This is a genomic window from Peribacillus simplex (assembly GCF_030123325.1).
Lineage (GTDB): Bacteria > Bacillota > Bacilli > Bacillales > DSM-1321 > Peribacillus > Peribacillus simplex_D.
Genome location: NZ_CP126106.1, coordinates 924,473 through 946,250, shown reverse-complemented (window position 1 = coordinate 946,250; position 21,778 = coordinate 924,473). Strand labels below are relative to the sequence as shown.

General features: G+C 39.0%; 18 protein-coding genes and 1 riboswitch. Of the genes, 7 read left to right on the top strand and 11 right to left on the bottom strand.

The annotated features are described in order from the left end of the window. Nucleotides 1-174 precede the first annotated feature (174 nt). The 4 genes from QNH43_RS04505 to QNH43_RS04490 form a co-directional block, all read right to left on the bottom strand. On the bottom strand, nucleotides 175-2,001 hold the full coding sequence (locus QNH43_RS04505) for an APC family permease (protein ID WP_283916948.1): 1,827 nt from the start codon (nucleotides 1,999-2,001) through the stop codon (nucleotides 175-177). 139 nt (nucleotides 2,002-2,140) lie between these two features. Continuing rightward, nucleotides 2,141-2,284: riboswitch (cyclic di-AMP (ydaO/yuaA leader) on the bottom strand. A gap of 359 nt (nucleotides 2,285-2,643) precedes the next feature. Further along, nucleotides 2,644-3,099, bottom strand: a complete 456-nt coding sequence (locus QNH43_RS04500; protein WP_076367684.1) for a GtrA family protein — start codon at nucleotides 3,097-3,099, stop codon at nucleotides 2,644-2,646. Beyond that, nucleotides 3,059-4,081, bottom strand: coding sequence for a glycosyltransferase family 2 protein (locus QNH43_RS04495; protein ID WP_283916947.1), 1,023 nt, complete (start codon nucleotides 4,079-4,081; stop codon nucleotides 3,059-3,061). Before QNH43_RS04495 ends, QNH43_RS04500 begins: the two co-directional genes overlap by 41 nt. A gap of 15 nt (nucleotides 4,082-4,096) precedes the next feature. Then, nucleotides 4,097-5,767 carry a DUF6044 family protein gene (locus QNH43_RS04490; RefSeq protein ID WP_434060151.1) on the bottom strand — a complete coding sequence of 557 codons (1,671 nt, stop codon included), beginning with the start codon at nucleotides 5,765-5,767 and terminating at the stop codon, nucleotides 4,097-4,099. 171 nt (nucleotides 5,768-5,938) lie between these two features. Here QNH43_RS04490 and galU point away from each other — a divergent pair, with 171 nt between their 5' ends. From galU to QNH43_RS04475, 3 genes are all read left to right on the top strand, one after another. Continuing rightward, nucleotides 5,939-6,802 (top strand): UTP--glucose-1-phosphate uridylyltransferase GalU, encoded by an 864-nt coding sequence (galU, locus tag QNH43_RS04485; protein ID WP_283916946.1) that lies wholly within the window; start codon nucleotides 5,939-5,941, stop codon nucleotides 6,800-6,802. Nucleotides 6,803-7,072: 270 nt separating this feature from the next. After that, nucleotides 7,073-7,213 (top strand): bacitracin ABC transporter ATP-binding protein, encoded by a 141-nt coding sequence (locus QNH43_RS04480; protein ID WP_283916945.1) that lies wholly within the window; start codon nucleotides 7,073-7,075, stop codon nucleotides 7,211-7,213. A gap of 194 nt (nucleotides 7,214-7,407) precedes the next feature. Continuing rightward, nucleotides 7,408-8,802, top strand: a complete 1,395-nt coding sequence (locus QNH43_RS04475) for a cytochrome P450 (protein WP_283916944.1) — start codon at nucleotides 7,408-7,410, stop codon at nucleotides 8,800-8,802. A gap of 549 nt (nucleotides 8,803-9,351) precedes the next feature. Here the strand turns inward: QNH43_RS04475 and QNH43_RS04470 are convergent. The 3 genes from QNH43_RS04470 to QNH43_RS04460 form a co-directional block, all read right to left on the bottom strand. After that, entirely contained in the window at nucleotides 9,352-9,879 is a 528-nt protein-coding gene (locus QNH43_RS04470; protein WP_283918282.1) for a dihydrofolate reductase family protein, read from the bottom strand. A 510-nt stretch (nucleotides 9,880-10,389) separates the two neighbouring features. Next, nucleotides 10,390-10,581 carry a hypothetical protein gene (locus tag QNH43_RS04465; RefSeq protein WP_283916943.1) on the bottom strand — a complete coding sequence of 64 codons (192 nt, stop codon included), beginning with the start codon at nucleotides 10,579-10,581 and terminating at the stop codon, nucleotides 10,390-10,392. Nucleotides 10,582-10,680: 99 nt separating this feature from the next. Next, a complete protein-coding gene (locus QNH43_RS04460) occupies nucleotides 10,681-10,821 on the bottom strand; it encodes a hypothetical protein (protein WP_283916942.1) in 141 nt (46 codons plus the stop codon). Nucleotides 10,822-11,108: 287 nt separating this feature from the next. On the opposite strand from QNH43_RS04460, the gene QNH43_RS04455 reads away from it, so the two are divergent. From QNH43_RS04455 to QNH43_RS04445, 3 genes are all read left to right on the top strand, one after another. Then, nucleotides 11,109-12,440 carry an amino acid permease gene (locus QNH43_RS04455; protein ID WP_283916941.1) on the top strand — a complete coding sequence of 444 codons (1,332 nt, stop codon included), beginning with the start codon at nucleotides 11,109-11,111 and terminating at the stop codon, nucleotides 12,438-12,440. Nucleotides 12,441-12,910: 470 nt separating this feature from the next. Continuing rightward, on the top strand, nucleotides 12,911-13,588 hold the full coding sequence (locus QNH43_RS04450; RefSeq protein ID WP_283916940.1) for a FadR/GntR family transcriptional regulator: 678 nt from the start codon (nucleotides 12,911-12,913) through the stop codon (nucleotides 13,586-13,588). 14 nt (nucleotides 13,589-13,602) lie between these two features. Further along, nucleotides 13,603-14,829: a CynX/NimT family MFS transporter gene (locus tag QNH43_RS04445; protein WP_283916939.1), complete on the top strand. Its 1,227-nt coding sequence runs from the start codon at nucleotides 13,603-13,605 to the stop codon at nucleotides 14,827-14,829. 290 nt (nucleotides 14,830-15,119) lie between these two features. Here QNH43_RS04445 and yhbH read toward each other — a convergent pair whose 3' ends face one another. Continuing rightward, nucleotides 15,120-16,289 (bottom strand): sporulation protein YhbH, encoded by a 1,170-nt coding sequence (gene yhbH, locus QNH43_RS04440; protein WP_076367698.1) that lies wholly within the window; start codon nucleotides 16,287-16,289, stop codon nucleotides 15,120-15,122. 513 nt (nucleotides 16,290-16,802) lie between these two features. Beyond that, the gene (locus tag QNH43_RS04435) at nucleotides 16,803-16,982 is read right to left on the bottom strand and encodes a hypothetical protein (protein ID WP_063235975.1); all 180 of its coding nucleotides are present in this window, start codon (nucleotides 16,980-16,982) and stop codon (nucleotides 16,803-16,805) included. 118 nt (nucleotides 16,983-17,100) lie between these two features. On the opposite strand from QNH43_RS04435, the gene QNH43_RS04430 reads away from it, so the two are divergent. Next, complete coding sequence (locus QNH43_RS04430; RefSeq protein WP_063235974.1) at nucleotides 17,101-17,310, top strand: hypothetical protein; 210 nt, start codon at nucleotides 17,101-17,103, stop codon at nucleotides 17,308-17,310. A 239-nt stretch (nucleotides 17,311-17,549) separates the two neighbouring features. Here the strand turns inward: QNH43_RS04430 and QNH43_RS04425 are convergent, their stop codons facing one another. Together QNH43_RS04425 and QNH43_RS04420 are read right to left on the bottom strand one after the other, a co-directional pair. Beyond that, complete coding sequence (locus tag QNH43_RS04425) at nucleotides 17,550-19,445, bottom strand: PrkA family serine protein kinase (RefSeq protein ID WP_283916938.1); 1,896 nt, start codon at nucleotides 19,443-19,445, stop codon at nucleotides 17,550-17,552. A gap of 512 nt (nucleotides 19,446-19,957) precedes the next feature. Continuing rightward, nucleotides 19,958-21,592, bottom strand: a complete 1,635-nt coding sequence (locus QNH43_RS04420) for a glutamate/serine transporter AimA (protein WP_283916937.1) — start codon at nucleotides 21,590-21,592, stop codon at nucleotides 19,958-19,960. Nucleotides 21,593-21,778 lie beyond the last annotated feature (186 nt).

The window sequence follows — 21,778 nt, the reverse complement described above, 5'->3', positions numbered from 1 at the left end:
TAATTTTATGAAGTGTTTTTGCAAAAATAGTGTTCAACACAAAAAGGGCTTCCGATGCTGATAAATATCGGGAGCGTTAGTTGGAGATAAGAAACCTGTACTGCTGTCTTTTTTATAAAATTATAAAAAAAAGCAAACCTTATGTAGGTTTGCTTGCAGTATAGATAATGGAACTTACTTCTTCAAATGATATGGCACAGTCGTAATAATCACATTTCTTCTATAAAGTAAGTAGGCACGAATGAGTAAACTTGATTGGTTATGAAGAATATTGTGCCAGCCCTTCTTCGGAATGAATTGGGGGATGATCACCGTAACTCTATAATTGGCTTCACTCGCCTTATGTTCAACAGTATCCACAAATTTCGTTAATGGCTGAATGATACTTCTGTAATAAGAATTCAAAGTGACGAGTCTGACATCCGGCTGCCATTTTTTCCATTTTTCTTCGAATTTCTTTTCATCTTCTCTTTCAAAAGCTACATATACGGCAATGACCTGATCCGCTGAAAGAGATTTAGCATAATTTAAAGAGTTCTCAACCACATGAGTAATACCGGCCACAGGTACGATAATGATATTTCCTTCAATTGGCAAGATCGGCTCACATGTTGTAATCCTTAGTTGGTCACCAACTGCTTCATAATGCTTTCTGATTCGATGGAAAATTAACAGGATAATAGGTAAAAAAATCAAAACAGGCCAAACCTGAGTAAACTTGGTCAAGAAGAATATCATCGTGACGATAAAGCTAATAATGGCACCAATTGAATTAATGGTTAATTTCAACATCCAGCCTTTTGGCTTTTCGCGAATCCATTTAACAATCATCCCGGTCTGGGACAGAGTAAATGGAATGAATACCCCAACGGCATAAAGCGGAATGAGATTTTCTGTATGTCCTCCAAATGAGACTATTAAGATGATCGATGCAAGTCCCAGTATGATTATTCCATTGGAATACCCTAATCGGTCCCCTCTGATCGTAAACGCCCTTGGTATGAATTTATCCTTCGCTAGATTTACCGCAAGCAGAGGGAAGGCCGAATAGCCAGTATTGGCCGCAAGTATCAAGATCAATGCAGTCGTACCTTGAATGAAGAAATACATGAAATTCCGTCCAAAGATCTCTTCAGCAATCTGGGAGACGACCGTTACCTCTGCGCTAGGAACAATGCTTAAATAATAGGCTAAGAATACGATTCCCGAAAATAATACAGCTAGTAAGGAACCCATCGCTATTAAAGTTTTCGCCGCATTATTCGGGGCTGGATCTTTAAAGTTCGGGATTGCATTGGAAATAGCTTCGACTCCTGTCAATGCGGAGCTTCCTGATGCAAATGCTCTTAGCAGTATGAATAAACTGATGCCCGCTACCGGAGTCCCGATGGGCGTGTGCAATTCCGGTGAAATTCCCCCTGTCAAAATCCTGTAAATCCCGACACCAATCAAGATGAACAATGCTAAAACGAATAGGTATACCGGATAGGCCAAAACAGAGGCCGACTCCGTAACCCCCCGCAGGTTCAGAATTGTAAGCAGAATGACGAAAATGATGGCTATGATGACATTATATGAATGCAGGCCGGGAAAAGCGGACGTTATTGCATCCGTACCTGCTGAAACACTAACAGCCACAGTTAATATATAATCCACCAATAAGGATCCTCCAGCTATCAGCCCTGGATTGACTCCTAAATTGTTTTTTGAAACCACATAGGCCCCCCCGCCATGCGGATAAGCGAAAATGATTTGTCTATAGGACAAAATTAAGGCGGTTAACAGGATCAATACTCCGATTGCGATAGGGATGGAATACCAGAATGCTGCAGCACCGATTGTGATCAGAACGATCAATATTTGCTCAGGTCCATAAGCAACCGAAGACAAAGCATCAGAAGATAATATCGCCAAAGCCTTTGTTTTGTTAAGCTTTTGTTCACCAAGTGCATTTGATTTTAAAGGTCTCCCAATCAAGAACCTTTTTATAGAAGATAACACTAAGTAGTCACCACCATATTTAATTTATAAGTTTATGTTACCCAGCTGTAGCAAAAAACAAGACGAAATAGAAAAATGCCTACAAGTCATAGCTAAATAGACCTGTAGACATCAATTTTTTTGTCTAACAAGCTCCACCTTCCTTCTCCTATAACGCTTACGAGGTTAGCTGTCGGATTCGGACCTAAGAGTAGCCCTACCTTGAAAGGATTCACCCCTTGGATTGTAGTAACAATCCCAATACCGGGTCCCCCGCACCATAAGGTTTAAGCGATTTAGAAATATGAAACTGTTGATTATCATACTCCCGTGAAATGGAAAAGTAAATGAAAATTTTGCACAGAAATATATTTTTTTTTGTATGCGAGGTTTTATTCTTGACGTATATTACATAAGTCATGCAAACACATGGTTCGAAGGGAGGAAAGGAGGTAAGTAAACGTCTAAAAAGAAAAAAATCAAGGAGTCAATCAACAAAAGATGGTCAGAAAAGGAAAAAATGATCGCCACATGGAGAACGTGAAGGACGAAGAGAAACAATCTGCCCCCAGCTTGAGTCATTAAACTTGCATTGATTTTCTCTTCCCGATTCCACTTTCATTCCCGTACAACCGGGGGCATTATCCCACTGATCCACCCTAATTAGTTCCTTCCTTCTTGAATTGGTCTCAAATTGCTTTTTTTAAAGACAAAGTATTTCTGGCCAATATAGTTAAGGACTGTGTAAAAAATTGCTCCTATCAGCACAGCCACATTTTGTTGTATCGGTAAATGAACGGATCCTTCCATTGATTCTGCAATAGCTTGGCCTAAAGAATAAGCGGCGGAATAACAAATCAGGATGACGCAAAAGAAACGTGCAACTCCTCTCCGCCATTCTATATCGCTTTTAAAGGTAAAAGTCCTGTTCAAAAGAAAACTCGTTACAGCTCCCGTACCATTACCGATAAAGGTGGAGACCCAGTAAGAGAATTCAAGAACATTCATGAGAAAAAGCATGATGGAAAGTCCAACCGCTGTATTGACTATCCCAACCAATAAAAAGCGGATAAAGGAGTTAGTGTGTTTTAGATAGTTTTTCAATACTGTTCCGTTCATTGTCTAGTTGCTCCCGTTTTTTTAAATCGAGCGGATTAAATAGATCCATATCAACTATATATTTAGGTCGGCGTTTGGATTCATTGTAGATTTTACCGATATATTCCCCGATCAAGCCGACAGCAATCAACTGCAGTCCACCGATCAACCATATGGAGGTGATCAATGAGGTCCAGCCAGTTTCGGTCTGCCCATAAAATTTTAACCATAAAAAGTAAGACCCAAACAGTAAGCTAATGAAAAAGGAAAGACATCCTAGCCATAATACAAGCCGAATCGGTGTAACTGAAAAGGAAGTAATGCCATCAAGCGCAAAAGCAACCATCTTCTTGAATGGATATTTCGTTTCCCCAGCCAATCTTTCTTTTCGGTCATAATAAACAGTGTCCGTCTTAAACCCAATGAGCGGTACGATCCCCCGTAAAAAAAGATTCGTTTCATCAAATCGTTCCAACTCCGCGATCGCCCTTTTACTCATTAGCCGGAAATCGGCATGATTATAGACAAGGTTAACCCCCATCTTGTTCATCATTTTATAAAAACCAGTTGCAGTTGTTCGTTTGAAAAATGAATCAAGGTCCCTTTTCTGGCGGACACCGTATACGATTTCACACCCTTCATTGAATTTCCGAATGAATTCTGGGATGACTTGAATATCATCCTGCAAATCTGCATCAATGGAAATCACACAATCTGAGGCTTCCTTGGCTGTAAACAATCCTGCCAAGAGTGCATTCTGATGTCCTGCATTCCGGGAAAGCTTTAGCCCACGAACAAATTCATTATTAATCGTTTCCTTATAAATGATCTTCCATGTTTGATCTTTACTTCCATCATCAACCAATAGAATTTTACTTTGACCAGAAACAACGTTTTCTTCGACTAAGCCCCTCACCAATCCACAAAGCTGGGAAATGGTATCCTGCAATACGCTTTCTTCGTTATAACAAGGTACAACAATCGTTAGTATCGGTGAATTCACTCTATTCCCCTCTTTTCACATGACTCTGTATAAATAAATTTTCCATACGCTTCCTTTTGTCGTGAAAATCCTATCTAGTACCAATCCGTTTTCCTTCGCGTTGTTGATTGGTATGGCAGAAAATATATACTTGCCACCTAATCCTTTAAACGCATCCAAATTAAGGTCTAAATTTTTCAGCTCTTTCTTCGAGCTTTTCTTGAACATATAATGCTTCCCAAGTTCATCGGTAAATAGGTAACAACGTCCTCCCCATTCATCAAAGTAGATTCTGATGTTTTTATTCTTAGCCAATTCGTTTTCAATTATTTGACGAAATTGATGTTTGTAAGTAAGCGGATAGAAATTGTTATAGCTATCTAGTGTGTAAAATCCATTAAATTGTGAAATTGCGGGATGCAGCCCAATGCTGGCAACACGATATTCTTCCTGTGGAAGATCAATATGATCTTTTATTTCCCGAAAAAGGCTTTCTGAATAGAACTCTTTAAAAGAAGGTTTTTTATTGTGAGTGATTTCTTCATTGAAACCCATTAAAACCATAATTTGAACGGCGATGAAAATAGAAAGGGTTTTCTTAGCGTAATCGCTGTGTTCCCAAATGATTTTTATCGCGAGGGCAAACCCCACGTAAATGACCATCGGCCTTAAAAAGTGAAATCTGGCAAAATTAAAGGTATCCAGGGTGTGAAACCTTTCCGTTAAAGGAAGCCAGCCTTTATAAAACCAAAATGCGTACCACGCTGAGAGCATAAAATTCAAGCAAAATAAAAAAACATATACCTTTTCCTGTCTCCACAGTTTTTTGGTCAGAATAATATAAAGGGCAAAGACGGTAATCGGCAGGATGATAAGCGCATGTACAGTCATGACATGCGTATGGCCAAGCACGAAATTTTTGAATGTAAGCTTAATGACCCACTCGAGGGGCAGCCTTGCGTGAAAATATTCATCTCTGCTGTTTGGCTCCGAATCGAAAATGAATGAAGAAACCAAACGATACTCCACCATTCCAAAAATGACGGTCATATACACGATTGAAAGCAGAAACGTTATATTCCACCCTTTTCTCCTGATCACATCAGTTAGCCAAAGAAACCCCATTGCAACAAGGAAAAAGAAAAAGCCAAGCACGATGCTTGAATAAAGCGGTAAAAGTGTAAGGACCAAATAATTCTTCCAAGAATGGTCCTTGCTGCGAATATTCAAAAAAGCCCAAAGTGCAAGCGGCATCCCAAGTGTACTGAGCATTCCCGAAGGCCAAAATGGGGTAAGGGCAAAGGCTAAGGATGTTCCTACCCTAATCCAGCCTGATCGGCTTCCTGTAACCAAGTGTTTCTTTAATAAGATATACATACCAAAGAATGCAATAAACCTTGTTAATGCCTGGCTTATTGCATATGCAACCATTGTTGGAAAAAGTGAATGCAGCCACACGATAATACTGAACTCACTGCCAAAAGCATTTCGGGGCAGTCCGTTCATTATCTGGGGGATTTTGGCGTCTATTGGACCGAATAACTCACCGCTTTCCGAAAGGACTTTATACCAGGCAAGATTGGAATCCAAATTATCATGTACGCGAATATGCGCATTTTCCCCAAGGATGAATAAAGGAGAAAGATATAAAACAATGACGAGTAAGGCAAAAAGGATCTGTACTCTCTCTTGATTTTCAATTGGCAAAATATACACCTCTTGACCAAATTCATATATCCTTAATATTTGCTTCAAAAGTAAATCTATTCTATTTCAGGGATTTATTTTAACCTATTTTGAAATAGGTCAACCAATGACCACATAAAATGAAGGGTAGAACAAAAAGCATATTAAAGAACCTTAAAAAGGGGCTGGGCTATGATAAAGAAAGCGGTGATTCCAGCAGCCGGTTTAGGAACACGATTTTTACCTGCCACGAAAGCCCAACCAAAGGAAATGCTGCCGATTGTCGATAAGCCGACCATTCAATATATTATCGAGGAAGCGGTACAATCGGGGATTACAGATATTATCATCGTTACGGGTAAAAACAAACGTGCCATCGAAGATCATTTCGATAAATCCATTGAACTTGAAATGCTTCTGCAAATGAAAGGTCAAAATGATCTGCTTAAGATCGTGGAGAACATTTCCAACATGGTGGATATCCACTATGTAAGACAAAAAGAACCTTTGGGTCTGGGGCATGCAGTTTTATGTGCCAAAACTTTTATCGGAGACGAACCTTTTGCCGTCCTGTTAGGGGATGATATTGTGGATAGCCAGGTTCCAGCCTTGAAGCAGTTGATGGAACGGTATAACAAGGTTCGTACGAGCATTATCGGATGTAAGGAAGTGTCACCTGCCGATGTCTCCAAGTATGGGATCGTAAATTTCCAAGAACGATATGAAGATTTATTTCTAGTAAGAAACTTGGTGGAAAAGCCAAAAGTGAAGGATGCACAATCAACACAGGCGATTATTGGCCGATATATTTTATCACCTGCGATTTTTGAAATCCTTGAAACCGTACAGCCCGATCGGAAGGGGGAGATCCAGCTTACCGAAGCTTTAGACCTTTTGTTAGAAAAGGAACCATTATATTCTTATATCATCGAAGGAAATCGATATGACGTCGGCGATAAATTCGGCTTCCTCCAGGCTTCATTAGATTTCGCCATGAAACGACCTGAACTTCGTGATCAGCTAATAACATATTTAAGGCAGCTTTTCCCTTCATGAAATGAATATGGCCCACGCCCAATTACCTAGAGGTGATTGGGCTATTTCCACATCGGATTCACCCCTTTGGTTGTAAAATGATCCACTAACATATCCCCTTACCAAAATCTCTAAGCAAAATATAACTGTTTATTACTTCCGTGAAATGTAAAAGCAGGTGAAAATGTTCGACATAGAAAGAATAATTTATTATCAGTGAGGTTATGTTGATAACGTATCCTTCATTATTGATCCTAACGACGATATCCAGAAAGGGTTGTTGAAAAACATATGCACAAAAAAACTAATAATCCAATAATATCCGATGATTTTTTAGATCAAGTGGCTAAGGAAATCAATGCACAATTTGGCGGGCCAATTAATGAAAAAAATGATCGTTTCCTGCATGGGGACGATGAAGAAAGAACTTGAATCCCACATCATTAATCCAACGCTTTCATGAAAAACTCTGGCTCTATTCATCCAGGGTTTTTTTTTGCTAAAATGAAACTTTATTTTCCCCATTGAATTATCCGCCCTTTCTTTAACGACTTGTCCAAACCGATTTAGCTTATCCTCATAGAATGATTACATATAATTATTTTAAAGAAAGGGGAAAAACTGCATTGAGCCACGCTGATGATGTCTTCCGCACTTCTCCAAAGGTTCCAAAAGGAAGGCTGATTTCCGGACATACAAAGGAGTTTCAAACTGATCCCATTGGCTTTCTGACCAGATTGGCCAAGGAATATGGGGAAGTCGCTAAATTCCGTTTAGGACCATTCCAAAATGTTTATCACATTATGAATCCTGATTTAATAAAACAAATACTCGTAACAAAACAAAAATCCTTCATCAAATCCAAGGACTTCAATGTTTTAAAACCGCTTATCGGTGAAGGTCTACTTACAAGCGAAAAAGACTTTCATATGCGACAGAGAAGGCTTATCCAACCCTCTTTCAAAAAGACTCATATTAGCCAATACGCCAAGGATATGGTTGATACCACAATGGATTTTATATCAACTTGGCAACATGATGATGAACGGATTATAACGAAGGATATGTTGAACATCACTCTCGGGATAATCAGCAAGACCATGTTCAGCATGGAATTCAAGGATGGGTATGAAATTGTTGGGAAACCGCTGGAAACTGCATTAAGAATAGCAGTCAAAAGGATGAGAAAGATTGTCCGTATGCCATTATGGGTACCGACTAAAATCAACCGTGAATATAAAAAGGCGATACAAAGGCTTGATAAAGTGATTTACGGCATTATTGAAAAACGGAAGAACGACACAGTCAAAAATGAAGACATGCTTGGGATCCTGATGGACGCCCGTGATGCCGAAGACGGATTGGGTATGGCAAGACATCAGATTCGTGATGAATTAATGACTATTTTTCTTGCCGGTTATGAAACGACAGCAACTGCTCTTTCCTGGGCACCGTATGAAATTTCGAAACATCAAGAAATTCAATCCAAGCTTTTCAGTGAAGTGAATAGCATAATCGGTCAGCGGACACCCAAGCCTGAAGATTTCATGAAATTACCATACACTCAAAATATCATTCATGAAACACTTCGCGTTTACCCGCCACTGTATATTTTATCCCGTGATGTGGCGGAGGATGTCGTAATAGGAGGGTATCGCTTCAAAAAAGGCGATATGATTCTAATAAGTTCTTATGTGATGCAGCATAATCCAGAGTATTTTGATCAACCTGAATCATTTATTCCAGAGCGATTTGAAAATAACTTTTTGAAAAGCCTGCCCGCGTTCGCTTACTTTCCATTTGGCGGAGGGCCTCGGGTTTGTATCGGCAATCATTTTGCCATGATGGAAGCGGTGCTTGTCCTGGCCTGCATTGCCCAACGATATAGGATAAAACTTGCTCCTGACCATCATGAAGTACCCCCCCTTCCGTCCCTTACACTCAGACCAAAGAATGGACTGCGCATGGTGATAAAAGAAAGGGATGCAGAAGCCTTCGAACCTGGAGCATCCAATTTTTGAAGGATTTAAGAATGATCTCAAATAAAAATAACGTTCATATGGTTCGAATAACTCCTATAACAGGCTGGCCTATTCTTTTTAGAAAGGAGGGATGAATAAATGTATATGCTCCATTCACCACGAAAGGGAATCATCCACACTGAATTGCATTATATAGGGATGGCCTCACAGGTATATACCGGTTATTTGGAATTTATAAGCGAAATTGAACCGATACAAGAAACTGAAAGCCTACAGCCGGCCCCTCTCCTCTTTTTATATGAGAACGGATAGCCTCGTTAACTTTTCCTATATTATAGAAAACCGACCTTGAAAGTAACGGGTTCTGATACCTGTCCTAAACTATTTATTTGTTCTAAAAAATGTATGTTATTATGTACAACTATTTACTCCGAGTTTTTGCGGTGATTTTAATATATTTCAATAAAAAAAGCACAGTTTTTTAAACTGTGCTCTTCCTTACATTTATCTAAAGCTCACCATTAGTTATATAAACATCAAACGGTTTTCAGTAATAAATGATAGTTGAAAAGGTAAAGATGAGGATAATTATTTTTTTATATAATGAAGCATAGCAAGTTGACCTAATTTTTCTACTTTGGTCAATGTGTATTTTAAAGTAATATCATCTCCCATATAAAGGGAGATTCCTTTCCCTAAAATAATAGGTGCAATGGATAGTTGGAATTCATCAATTAAATTTTCTTTAAAAAATTCACGAGCTAAGTTTCCTCCACCAATTAACCATATATCTTTACCAGGCTTTTGTTTTATATTTTTAATGAAAGTTTTGACATCTTCATCAATAAATGAAGCATACTCATCTGATCCACTAACAGATTTAGAAAATACATAATTTTCATACTCACTATAAGGATAATTTATATCAAATCCACGAATGACATCATAAGTTCCTTTTCCCATAACAACAGTATCAATTCTTTCCAGCAGTGAATTGTAGCCGGAATCTCCTTCTACTTCTGTTGATTCTAACCACTCCAATGTACCATCATCATTTGCAATATAGCCATCAATTGAAGTACCAATGTAAAAAATAATGTTACGCTTTTTTTTCATCAACCAACTGATCCCCCTCGGAACATAAACTTGATTTTTCTTCAAATAAACCATCCTGTAATTCCATTGATACTTCCTCTAGGTAAGATACCATTCTTAACAAGATTAATTCTCCACTAAATTTAATTCCACCTTCTTTTACTAACAACCTGCGCCGTTAGTTGAAGAAGAAAAAAGTATTCCAATGATTAAATTGAGCTTCTTTTAAGGAAATTCCATTATATAAATGGCGACCATCATTAATAAATTATATCTTCCCAATAATACACCTTATCGGCAATTCCTAAACGCTGAGCAGGTGTTTCCTTTGTTTCACCTGACTTAACTTAAATGGATTGCAGCAGTTATAATATGTTCTAAGGATTTTAATAGCCATTGAGTTGGACTAAAATTCTAATATATATATTATTTTCCATCTCCTCTGGATATTACTAAAGGCCTTTCTAATAATGATGAACTTCATCGGATTTCCTGTAGGAAGGCATTTAGATTGATCGCTAGCGTTAACGATTAATCTGGATAAATGTTCATCGTCAAATTTCGAGGTACCAGCAATAACGTCATATTGCGGCTACCACGGACGTCCATTGCGATCGGATGCTCGGTCTTGTTAGATTTATTAATACTATAAGGCGTCCCATCAGGTGCAATTTTTGTTTCAATAAAATTTGTAAGTAGATCATTTGCTTTCCATATACTCAACAGCTAAATCATACACCTAGAGTTCCTCTAACCCACTATCTTCCGCCCATTCCTTTAAATTCACTATAAGCATCTTCTCTAAAGAGCGTTTTGTCAAAATCATTTACGCGTTTCTTCTTGAATTTCATTTGAAAAAGCCTTCTGAATTGCCGCTTTCAAAGCCATATCATCATCGCTGAAATTAAGCCACTTGTCCGTTTTTATCATCTGCTTAATTAAAAACAACTGTGCCATCGTCATACATGTATGGAAACCTTTAACCCATCTACATACAAAAAAAATCACCTATCAGTTTGCTTTTCGTTTGATTCATTTCATAAAATCCTAATATTTTTAGATAATAAAGACTACTCCTTCTTTTCTGATTAGGAATCTATTCCAATTCACCTGCCTAAATTGACATTCTTCCGATTCATGATATATTAATATAGTTACTTTAGTGCGTAAAAGCGTTCAATAATAGAAGGACTTTTTAGTTTTACTTTTAGACTATTTTATTAAAATAATGAATGAAAGGCATGGATAAAATGGAGAAGACTCATCAAGATTTAAAAAAGGGCCTATTGCCGAGGCATGTCCAGTTCATTGCTTTAGCAGGTATGATAGGAACAGGGATTTTTAAGGGGAGCTCCGATACATTAAATATGGCAGGTCCAAGTGTTGTAATAGCCTATATAATAGGGGGGCTATTATTATTTATTGTAATGTCCGCATTAGGAGAGATGGCAACCGCTTTTCCTAATTTGAACGTACAACATCTCATTAATAAAGCTTTTGGGTTTCAACTATCCTTCATAGTCGGATGGCTCTATTGGTTTAATTGGATTATCGTAATCATTGTAGAAATAGTCGCTGCCGGCAGTTTTCTACAATTTTGGTTTCCTACTGTGCCATTATGGTTGTTAAGCATACTTTGCGCTTCAGTAATTATTGGAATTAATTTGTTTCAAGTAAAATACTATGGAGAACTCGAATTTTGGTTCGCAGGAATTAAAATAATAACCTTAATTGCCTTTATTATTTTAGGAGCTTTGATCCTGCTAGGACTTTTTCCTAGTTCGGCTTCATTTTCTAATTACACGGAACATGGTGGTTTTTTCCCAAAAGGAATTGACGGAATGTTAAGTGCACTTTTAGTGGTAATGTTTTCATATGGGGGCGCAGAATTAATTGGTGTAGCCGTCACGGAAACAAAAGATAGTCAGCGGGTCATACCAAAAATAATTAAAGGAACAGTATGGCGGGTGATCCTATTCTATGTCTTGCCGATACTAATTATTTGTGGGGTAATACCTTGGAACCAAGTAAGTACTGAAGTAAGTCCTTTCGTTCAGGTTTTCAGCTTATCGGGTCTTCCCGGAGCAGCCGATATTATGAATTTCGTTCTTTTAACCGCTGTCTTATCAGCTGCAAATTCAGGTATATACGCTACCTCAAGGACATTGTTCACTCTCTCCCAGAATGGGGAAGCGCCTAAGGCATTTTTACATGCAACCAAAAAGGGTATCCCGCTTAATGGTATATTTTTAACTACATTATGTATATTGGCTGGTGTATTTTTATCCTATTTGACTCCCGACCTGATTCTAAGCTACCTTATGGCGATTCCTGGATTCACGGTTTTATTATTATGGATCAGCATTTGTTCCGCGCAATTGAAGCTGCGTAATCAATACACTGGTAAACCAGGTTTCCGGGTAAAATGGTACCCATATACAACTATATTAGCCATCACTGCTTTAAGCATTATCTTTTTGGCATTTATCTTTAATAAGCAAAACATCATTGGGACCACAGTGTGTCTTGTCACGTTAGCAATATTTATCCTTCTCTCTTTTATTGTCAAACAAAAAAAATAGATGTATTATACCCCCCCTTAATCTTTATAGAGGGATTTCAGACTATAGGCAAACTCGATGAAAGTCGAGTTTGCCCATAGTCTTTTTAGTGCTAGAAAAATTTGAACGACGATTGGAACATTTATTTCAAAACTATAGCCAAACTGGCGTTTCTTTACATTTGTCTAAGTCTGGCGGTCCCATCAATAGAAATGGTCTCACCCCTAACCAGATTTTAAAACAAGCTTGGGTTACCCCTTTTGGGATGAAACCCTCTTTGGATTGAAGAAATTTGGCCGCTTGCTTTGATGAGGCTTGGGCAGACAGTCTGGCGGAAAGGGAGCGGATTTCTTAAATCAACTGCAACTTTTTTCTGAAGAATAAAAGGGAAAAAAATTTGGATTTTTTTACCCCGTTTTCTCCATTTTCAATATACATATGTTAAAATAACCAATGAACCAATCATCCTACAAATTTTCGAGGTGTGTATATTGACCATATCTAAAACAAATCGCTTATCACTTGTAGAGCAAGTCGTTTCCCAAATCGAATCGTTAATCGAATCAGGTGAATGGAAAATTGGAAATCAAATCCCCCCTGAAATGGATTTGATCCAACAGTTCGATGTAAGCAGAAATACATTAAGAGAAGCTGTACGATCACTTGTTTATGCAGGTCTTTTAGTAACGAAACAAGGGAAAGGAACATTCGTCAAGTCATCAAGTGCCTTGGGGGCTGCATTTGAAAGAAGGATCCAGCAGTCAAGTATATTGGAAACGTTAGAGGTCCGTCATGCCCTTGAAAGAGAGGGAGCTCAGTTAGCGGCATTAAGACGTAATCAAGAAGATATAGAACGATTGCGGTTTCATATATCAGCATGCAGTAAAGCTGCCGGGGCAAAGGATATCAAGGCTTACGAAGAAGCCGATATACAGTTACATAAATCGATTATGGCTTCATCACATAATGATTTATTGATTGATTTGTACGAACATATGGAACACTCCCTGCATGAATCCATCCATCAGATAGTGGAGATGAGTTCTGATGTGAACTTTCATTTGAACATTCATTGCAATCTTGTAGATGCCATCATCGAACAAGATGCGAACCGGGCAATCGAAACAGTGAATGAATACATTGCACAATTCAAAAAATCTTTAGAGTGAGTAAGGAGAAGATTATGGGCATTAATCAAGCGGCAAATCAACTAGAACAAACAAAAATGGATATTAAACCCAAGGTTGGACTACTCATCATCGGAATCATTCTTCTTGGGGCAAACCTGAGGGCTCCCTTAACATCTGTTGGCCCCCTTGTCACTTCAATCCGTGATAACCTGGGGATATCCAATACATTATCAGGTTCATTAACGACATTGCCTTTGCTTTCTTTCGCTTTATTATCACCATTTGCACCTAGGATAGCACGGCGTTTTGGAATGGAGCTTACACTTTTCCTTTCCTTGATATTATTAACAATCGGGATTGGGGTACGCTCAGTTGGCGGAGTGCCGACATTGTTCATGGGGACCATTTTAATTGGGTTAGCCATTGCAATCGGCAATGTATTGTTACCCAGTCTGATTAAGCATAACTTTGCCAGGAATATCGGTTTGATGACGGGGACCTATGCTGTTTCCATGAATTTATGTGGCGCAATAGGTTCCGGGATCAGCATTCCCCTTGCTTCTTCATCAGGATTGGGATGGGCTGGTGCCCTTGGATGCTGGGGGACCTTATCACTTATTACAGTTTTTTTATGGATGCCGCAATTAAGACGGCCATTCAAGTCAGGTAAGGATGTACAAACGGTACAAAAGGATAAAAAGATTAACTTATGGCGTTCTGGTTTAGCCTGGCAGATAACATTCTTCATGGGATTGCAATCGTTTATTTTCTATACAGTAATTACCTGGATGCCGGAAATCCTGGAGCAAAAAGGCCTGAACGCTGATGAGGCTGGCTGGATGCTATCCATCATGCAGCTTGCCGTCATTCCCATTACATTCCTTGTGCCAATAATAGCTGGACGCCTGCAAAGTCAGCGTCTGTTAGTGGTCCCGCCTGTCGTCTTCCTTATCGCAGGGATATTCGGCATATTATATGGAAACACCCTGTTCATACCAGTATGCGTGATATTGATCGGAATTGGAGTAGGAACCATATTCAGTTTATCCATGATGTTCTTTAGTCTTCGAACACAAAGCACCCATGAGGCGACGGAATTATCAGGTATGGCTCAATCATTCGGCTACCTCTTAGCTGCCATTGGACCAGTATTATTCGGATTGCTTCATGACATTACACACAGCTGGACAGTTCCCTTATTGATGTTGGCCGCAATATCGGCACTTATTTTCATTGTTGGAATGCGTGCAGGAAATAATGAATATGTGACCACTCAATAAAGCCAGTCATGAAATTTTGTAAAACAACCATACTTCTATAAGATGGTTGTTTTTTTGTCTTTCTTTGATTCTGTTCAACTTTATGAATATTGTGAATTTTAAATTTCAAACGAATGATATAAATATAGGAGCCGCTGCTTCTGTTGAGCAACGGCCTTTTCATCTGGTCTTATCCGTCACCCTGACACTGCAAAAAAGAAGATTAGAAAAAAGACGTACAATGTGAATCGCACGCCTTTTTAACCTACAATTATTTTGTTCTGAAAGTTTCTCTTACCACGTTTCCCTTTTTATGCATACTTCTTACTTTCCTCATCTTTAAAAAAGCTCTTCATTGCGTGGAAAACGTCAGCCTTTTGCTTAAGAATATAGTACCTGAATTTTTCATTATCGATATTCTTATAAGCTGTCATCAATGTCGAATGACGGTTGTATTGATTGACTTCCCCATACCCGAACATATTGGATACCTTCATGAGTTCTTCAACAAGCTTAACGCATCGGACGTTATCTGATGTTAGGTTATCACCATCGGAAAAGTGAAACGGATAGATATTAAACTTCGCGGGGTCATATTTATGATCAATAAGTTCTAATGCTTTTCGGTATACGGACGAACAAATCGTACCGCCGCTTTCCCCTTTTGAAAAGAAATCCTCTTCCGGAACAACTTTCGCTTCAGTATGATGGGCAATGAACTCGATTTCCACCGTCTCATATTTTGTCCGCAAGAAACGGTTCATCCAAAAGAAGAAGCTTCGTGCCATATATTTTTCCCATAACCCCATACTTCCGGAAGTATCCATCATTGCCAGTACAACTGCTTTGGAATCAGGTTTCTGAATCTCATTCCAGGTTTTGAATTTAAAGTCTTCCTTATAAATAGGATGAAAACCTGGGTTCCCCGTTAAGGCGTTCCGTTTGAAAGCCGATATCATCGTTTTCTTTTTATCGATATTTCCCATTAGGCCTGTCTTGCGGATATCGTTGAATTCGATGTGTTCAAGCGTGTGCTCCGCATGTTCTTTCTTCTGAAGATTAGGAAGTTCCAATTGACTGAACAGGGCTTCCTCCAATTCCATCATCGACACTTCAGCTTCATAATAATCCTCGCCGGCCTTGTCACCTGCACCTTGGCCCTTACCGGCTCCGGCATCGGACGGTGAGCCATCCCTTGCGACCACATCCCCCACTTTACTGTCTCCATCGCCTTGCCCTACATGTTTGTTTTTATCATAGTTATATCGAATTTTGTATTCATCCAAGGAGCGAATGGGAATCTTGATAACATCCCGGCCATTTGACATTACGATGCTTTCTTCTGAAATTAGATCAGGCAAATTATTCTTGATCGCTTCCTGCACCTTTTCCTGATGACGTTGTTGATCATCATAACCTTTACGATGGAGGGACCAATTTTCCTGTGAGATAACATACTGTTGATTACTCTCTTCCGACATTCTCTTCCCCCCTTAAAAATGTTTGCACGCTTTTCATCATTCCTTCATATAATAAGTTAGTGTGGGAATACCCACATCATTCCGGTTTTCCAATGAAAAATACAGTGCGAAAAAACGGATTAAAAGAAAAGTATTACTCTATCTTATGCAGCGATGCAGGATAATTTACAACAAAATTCAATAATGGATGTTTGCCTACGAATTAGACAAGTCCTGACAAGGGCGTTATGGGCACTTTAAGGTTTTTATTCTAAATGTTACTGCAATATAAGTATTTCAAGAAAAAGAACAGACTTGATGATTATCAGGTCTGTTCTTTTTTAAAGCAGGTTTTATTTGTCGGATTAAAGGATAACTTAAAATATCTTTTTGAACTTAGCCATGTAATTGATTTGCAAAACAGAGACTTCCAAGGACATCATTAAAAAGAAATGATACAACAAAAAGGGTGTCCCAGTAGTTTTCCTGGACACCCCTTTTAAACAGATAGAATGATTCTGGTTGTGATTTCCGTCAATCTTTATCTTCCTCTATTTCATGTTGAACTGTACCTGGGCGTTTATCCCACTCTTTCAATTCTTCATTCGTCCTTTGATTTTCCATCTGCTTTCCAAGCTCTTTCATCTCTTCATAGTCCTTAGCCATGGAGCTATTTTCCGGAACATGTTCTTTTTTCAATTCCTCTTTACTCATTTGCCATCACCTCTACTTATTGATACCCAATATTTCCAAATCCAAAACGTAACATATCTAATGGAAATATGGGGTATAGATAAAACATTATGAGCAAATGTAAGGAGGTGCAAGAAGTTTGCAAACAACTACCCTTTATGTAAAGGAAGCAACGTCAGAAGGCCCGATTTTAAATCTGGAGTCCATACTTTTGAAAACGGAAGGTGTGGAACGTGCGATCATCGATGTTGATGATGGGGAAATTAAAATCGATCATAGCGAAGACAAGCTATCACCGAATCAGCTAATTACACTTATTGAGCAGTATGGCTTGAATGTAACTAAATAAAAAATCAAAAGCACTGGGCACCCTTCCATTCTGTAGGGCCCGGTGCTTTGTTTGGTTCATTATTTCCATTCCTTGTCAAAGAACCCTTTAACACCTTCAAAAGATGCATGATTTCAATATGAATTCAGAATTTGAAAGGAATTGATTGGATTTCCGCTAATCCACTTTTCAAGCAACCCACCTTCCGCAAAAGGGGATAAACCCCTGCCCGATATGGGGCAGGGGCAAAAAATTATGGATTACCGATTTAACAAGCTGCCCACATAGCGCAGCAAATCATTGGCTGAAGTCGAATTATATCCGTGCTCGTCGATAAGTCTCGTGATGACCTCGTTCACTTTCTTCAGTTGCCTTTCGTCTGGTGTCTTCGTTGAAGTAGTGATCTTAACGACATCCTTCAAATCCGCGAATAGTTTTTTCTGGATTGCTTCCCGTAAACGATCATGGGAATTATAATCGAATCGCTTCCCTTTACGCGCATATGCAGAAATGCGAATCAATATTTCTTCGCGGAATGCTTTTTTTGCATTCTCGGATATTCCAATTTGCTCTTCTATCGAGCGCATCAATTTTTCATCAGGGTTGATTTCCTCCCCGGTCAATGGATCGCGCAGCCTGGATTTATTGCAGTATGCTTCGACATTATCAAGATAGTTATCCATGAGGATCTTCGCCGACTCTTCATACGAATAAACAAATGCCTTTTGCACTTCATTTTTTGCAATGGCATCGTATTCTTTACGTGCCAGTGAGATGAAATTCAAATACCTCTCCCGAAGTTCGTTCGTAATGGACGGATGCTGATCAAGACCTGCCTTTAATGACATAAGTACATCCAAAGCATTAATGGACGGATTTTCCTTACGAATGATCGTAGAGGAAATTCGGTTAATCACGTAACGCGGATCGATTCCGCTCATGCCTTCGTCCTGGTATTCTTTTTTCAATTCAGTGATGTCTGCGGAATTAAATCCTTCGACATTTTCCCCATCATAAAGCCTCATCTTTTTCACTAAATCAATATCGCCCTTTTTTGGATCCTTCAGGCGGGTCATGATGCTGAAGATTGCCGCCACCCTTAATGTATGCGGAGCTATATGAACATCCGAGACATCACTTTCACGGATCATTTTTTCATAAATCTTTTCTTCCTCGGTAACCTTAAGATTATATGGAATAGGCATGACAATGATACGGGAATGCAATGCTTCATTTTTCTTGTTGGAAATGAACGCTTTATACTCCGTTTCATTCGTATGAGCCACGATGAGTTCATCTGCACTGATCAATGCAAAACGGCCTGCTTTAAAATTCCCCTCTTGTGTCAATGATAACAAATGCCATAAGAACTTCTCATCACACTTCAGCATCTCCTGGAACTCCATCATCCCGCGGTTCGCCTTATTCAGCTCGCCATCAAAGCGATAGGCACGCGGATCTGATTCCGATCCGTATTCGGCAATGGTCGAAAAATCGATGCTGCCCGTCAAATCAGCAATATCCTGTGACTTAGGGTCTGAAGGACTGAATGTTCCAATTCCAACACGCTTATCCTCTGAAAGGAAAATACGCTCGACCATCACATCTTCAATCCTGCTTCCATACTCCTGTTCTAACCTCATTACATTCAGCGGCGATAGGTTTCCTTCAATCCGGATGCCATATTCTTCATAAAAATCATCCCGTAAATACTGCGGAATAAGATGCAGGGGATCTTCATGCATCGGGCATCCTTTTATTGCATAAATCGCACCAGTGTCTTTTAACGAATAATTTTCAAGTCCACGCTTCAGTAAAGAAACGAGTGTGGATTTCCCACCTGACACTGGACCCATGAGAAGCAATATCCGCTTACGGACATCGAGCCGTTTTGCCGCCGGATGGAAATATTCCTCGATGAGCCTTTCCAGTGAATCCTCCAGGCCAAACAACTGACCGCTGAAAAAATTGTATTTCTTTGTTCCATTTACTTCCTCTATCCCTGCATCTCTGATCATGTTGTATACACGTGAATGAGCAGATTGAGCAACTAAAGGCGTTTCTTTCAATATTTCTAAGTACTCTGCGAAGGTGCCTTCCCACTTCAGCTTCTGTTCATCTTCTCTAAATTTTTCGATTTTCTTTAAAATATCCATTAAGGAACCTCCCCCTGTCACTTTCAGAGAATACTTAAATCTATGCTCCAAGTCTGACAAACATGTCAGACTTTAAAAAGTGGCCGGGCATTGTTTCGAATCCCCTTTGTATCTCCATGTATCGAAAAAGGCTTAATCATTGAGAAATGATGATAAATATGCCGGCAAGAAAATTTGTGTGCACTCCTGCTAAAAATTAGGGTATACTAAGCCTATACTTAAGTGGGACAATATGGGTAAAAGGAGGTCACAACATGGGCACAGTTATTATCGTTGGAGTTGCTATTACATTTTTAGCCGCTATCTTCACTGCCGGGTATGAAGATAAACCAGGTGTGAAATAAAAAAATAACAGCCTTTTCTTAAATTCCAAAAAGGGGGACAGCAAATTAAATTTGCCGTCCCCCTTTTTGGTGTCCTCATAAATATAAATAGAAAGAAGCACTTTCGAAGTCATTCAACGAATGTAATAGCTTATTGGAGCATGACTTTCAATGAAGTGGCTTCATCATTCATCCAGCGTTCTTTTTATCCGTTTGAGATGCAATGTTATTCTCCATCGATCTTAAGTCTTCATTTACTTTTTGTCCTTGTTCCAAATATTCCGTTTGGAAACCACTCTTTATTGCCCAACTATAAAACCCTAGAGATAAACATGTAATGATGACCATATCCAAACCAAATGGGATTATGTTTAGTCCACCAAACTTTTCACTGCCTAAGTATGAAATGGTCATCATACAAAGTAAGTAAACAACCATCCAAAGCCCTGCTGAAAAGTTTTGGCGGAATCCCTTCCATTTTATTTTTGATTGATAATAGAAATAAACGGGAAGACCAGCCATAATGATAAATAATACTTGACCTGTCAGCGGCCATCTTGCCCAATATAGAACCAAAGAAGCAAAAACAAAGCCCAGTGGTGCAATGATGCTTAATCCTTTTAAACGTAATGGTCTGTACAAGTTCTGACCTGTGCGTCTTAATGTCATAACAGTAACTGGACCTGTAATATAAGAGACTAAAGTCGCAACTGAAATAACCTCTGCCAATACGCCCCAGCCTCTAAACATGAATAAAAATAAGAAAGATACGCCTAGATTAAAAAACATGGCTTGACGCGGGATACCATAAAGAGGATGCAGTTTTCCAAACACGCTTGGCAAATATTTATTCTTTTCCATTCCATAAAGCATTCGTGACGTTGTCGCCGTGTATGTTATTCCTGTCCCCGAAGGAGAAATAAAAGCATCCACATATAGTAAAATAACCAACCAGTTTATGCCTAAAACAATTGCTAAGTCAGCAAACGGTGAATTGAAATTCAAATGTTGCCATCCATTCACAATCATGGACGGGTCAACGGCTCCAATAAACGCAACCTGTAATAAAACGTAGATGACCGTTGCAATTAAAATGGAGCCAATTACTGCAATTGGAATCGAACGTCCAGGATTCTTTGCCTCACCTGCCATATTAATCGGACTTTGAAAACCGTTAAATGCAAAGATGATACCAGAAGTTGCTACAGCTGTAAGTACACTTGCCCAACCATTAGGAGCGATACTTCCTGCAGATGTAAAATTGGATGCATGAAACCCGGCAAATAAAAGTGATCCAATCGTAAGTCCAGGAATAATGACCTTAAAGACTGTAATAAATGAGTTAGCTTTCGAAAACAAACTGACTGTCCAGTAATTTAATAAAAAGTAGACGATCAGCAATACAGAGGCAATTGCCAAGCCTCCCCCAGTAAGACTTCCATTTTCTACTAAACCATGTGTCCACTGTGCCCATTCCCATGGCCATGAGCTCATATATTGAACAGAAGCAATCGCTTCAACTGGAATTACGGAAACGATTGCAATCCAGTTTGCCCAGCCTGCAATAAACCCTAAAAAAGAACCATGAGAGTACTGTGTGTATTTTACCATTCCCCCAGCTTCAGGAAACATAGACCCTAATTCACTGTAAGATAGTGCGATAAATAAAATAACAACCATCCCGATAATCCAAGAGATAATGGCGGCGGGTCCTGCAATCTGTGCCGCTCTCCAAGCTCCGAATAACCAACCTGAGCCAATTATGGACCCGAGTCCTACCATCATTAACGAAAATGTTCCCATCTTTCGCTGCATATTATTCATATATTTTTCACCATGCTTTCCAAAAATTATTCCTTACGTTTAAAAGTAACTGGATTAATGATTTGTGCTAGTGCGTGCTAGTGCGTCCAATTACATCTTAAAGTAATTGCTGCATTTACATCACCTCTTGTAAAAGTTTGGAAATTGATGAGGAAATCTTAAGGATGTCCCCTTATTGCTTCTATT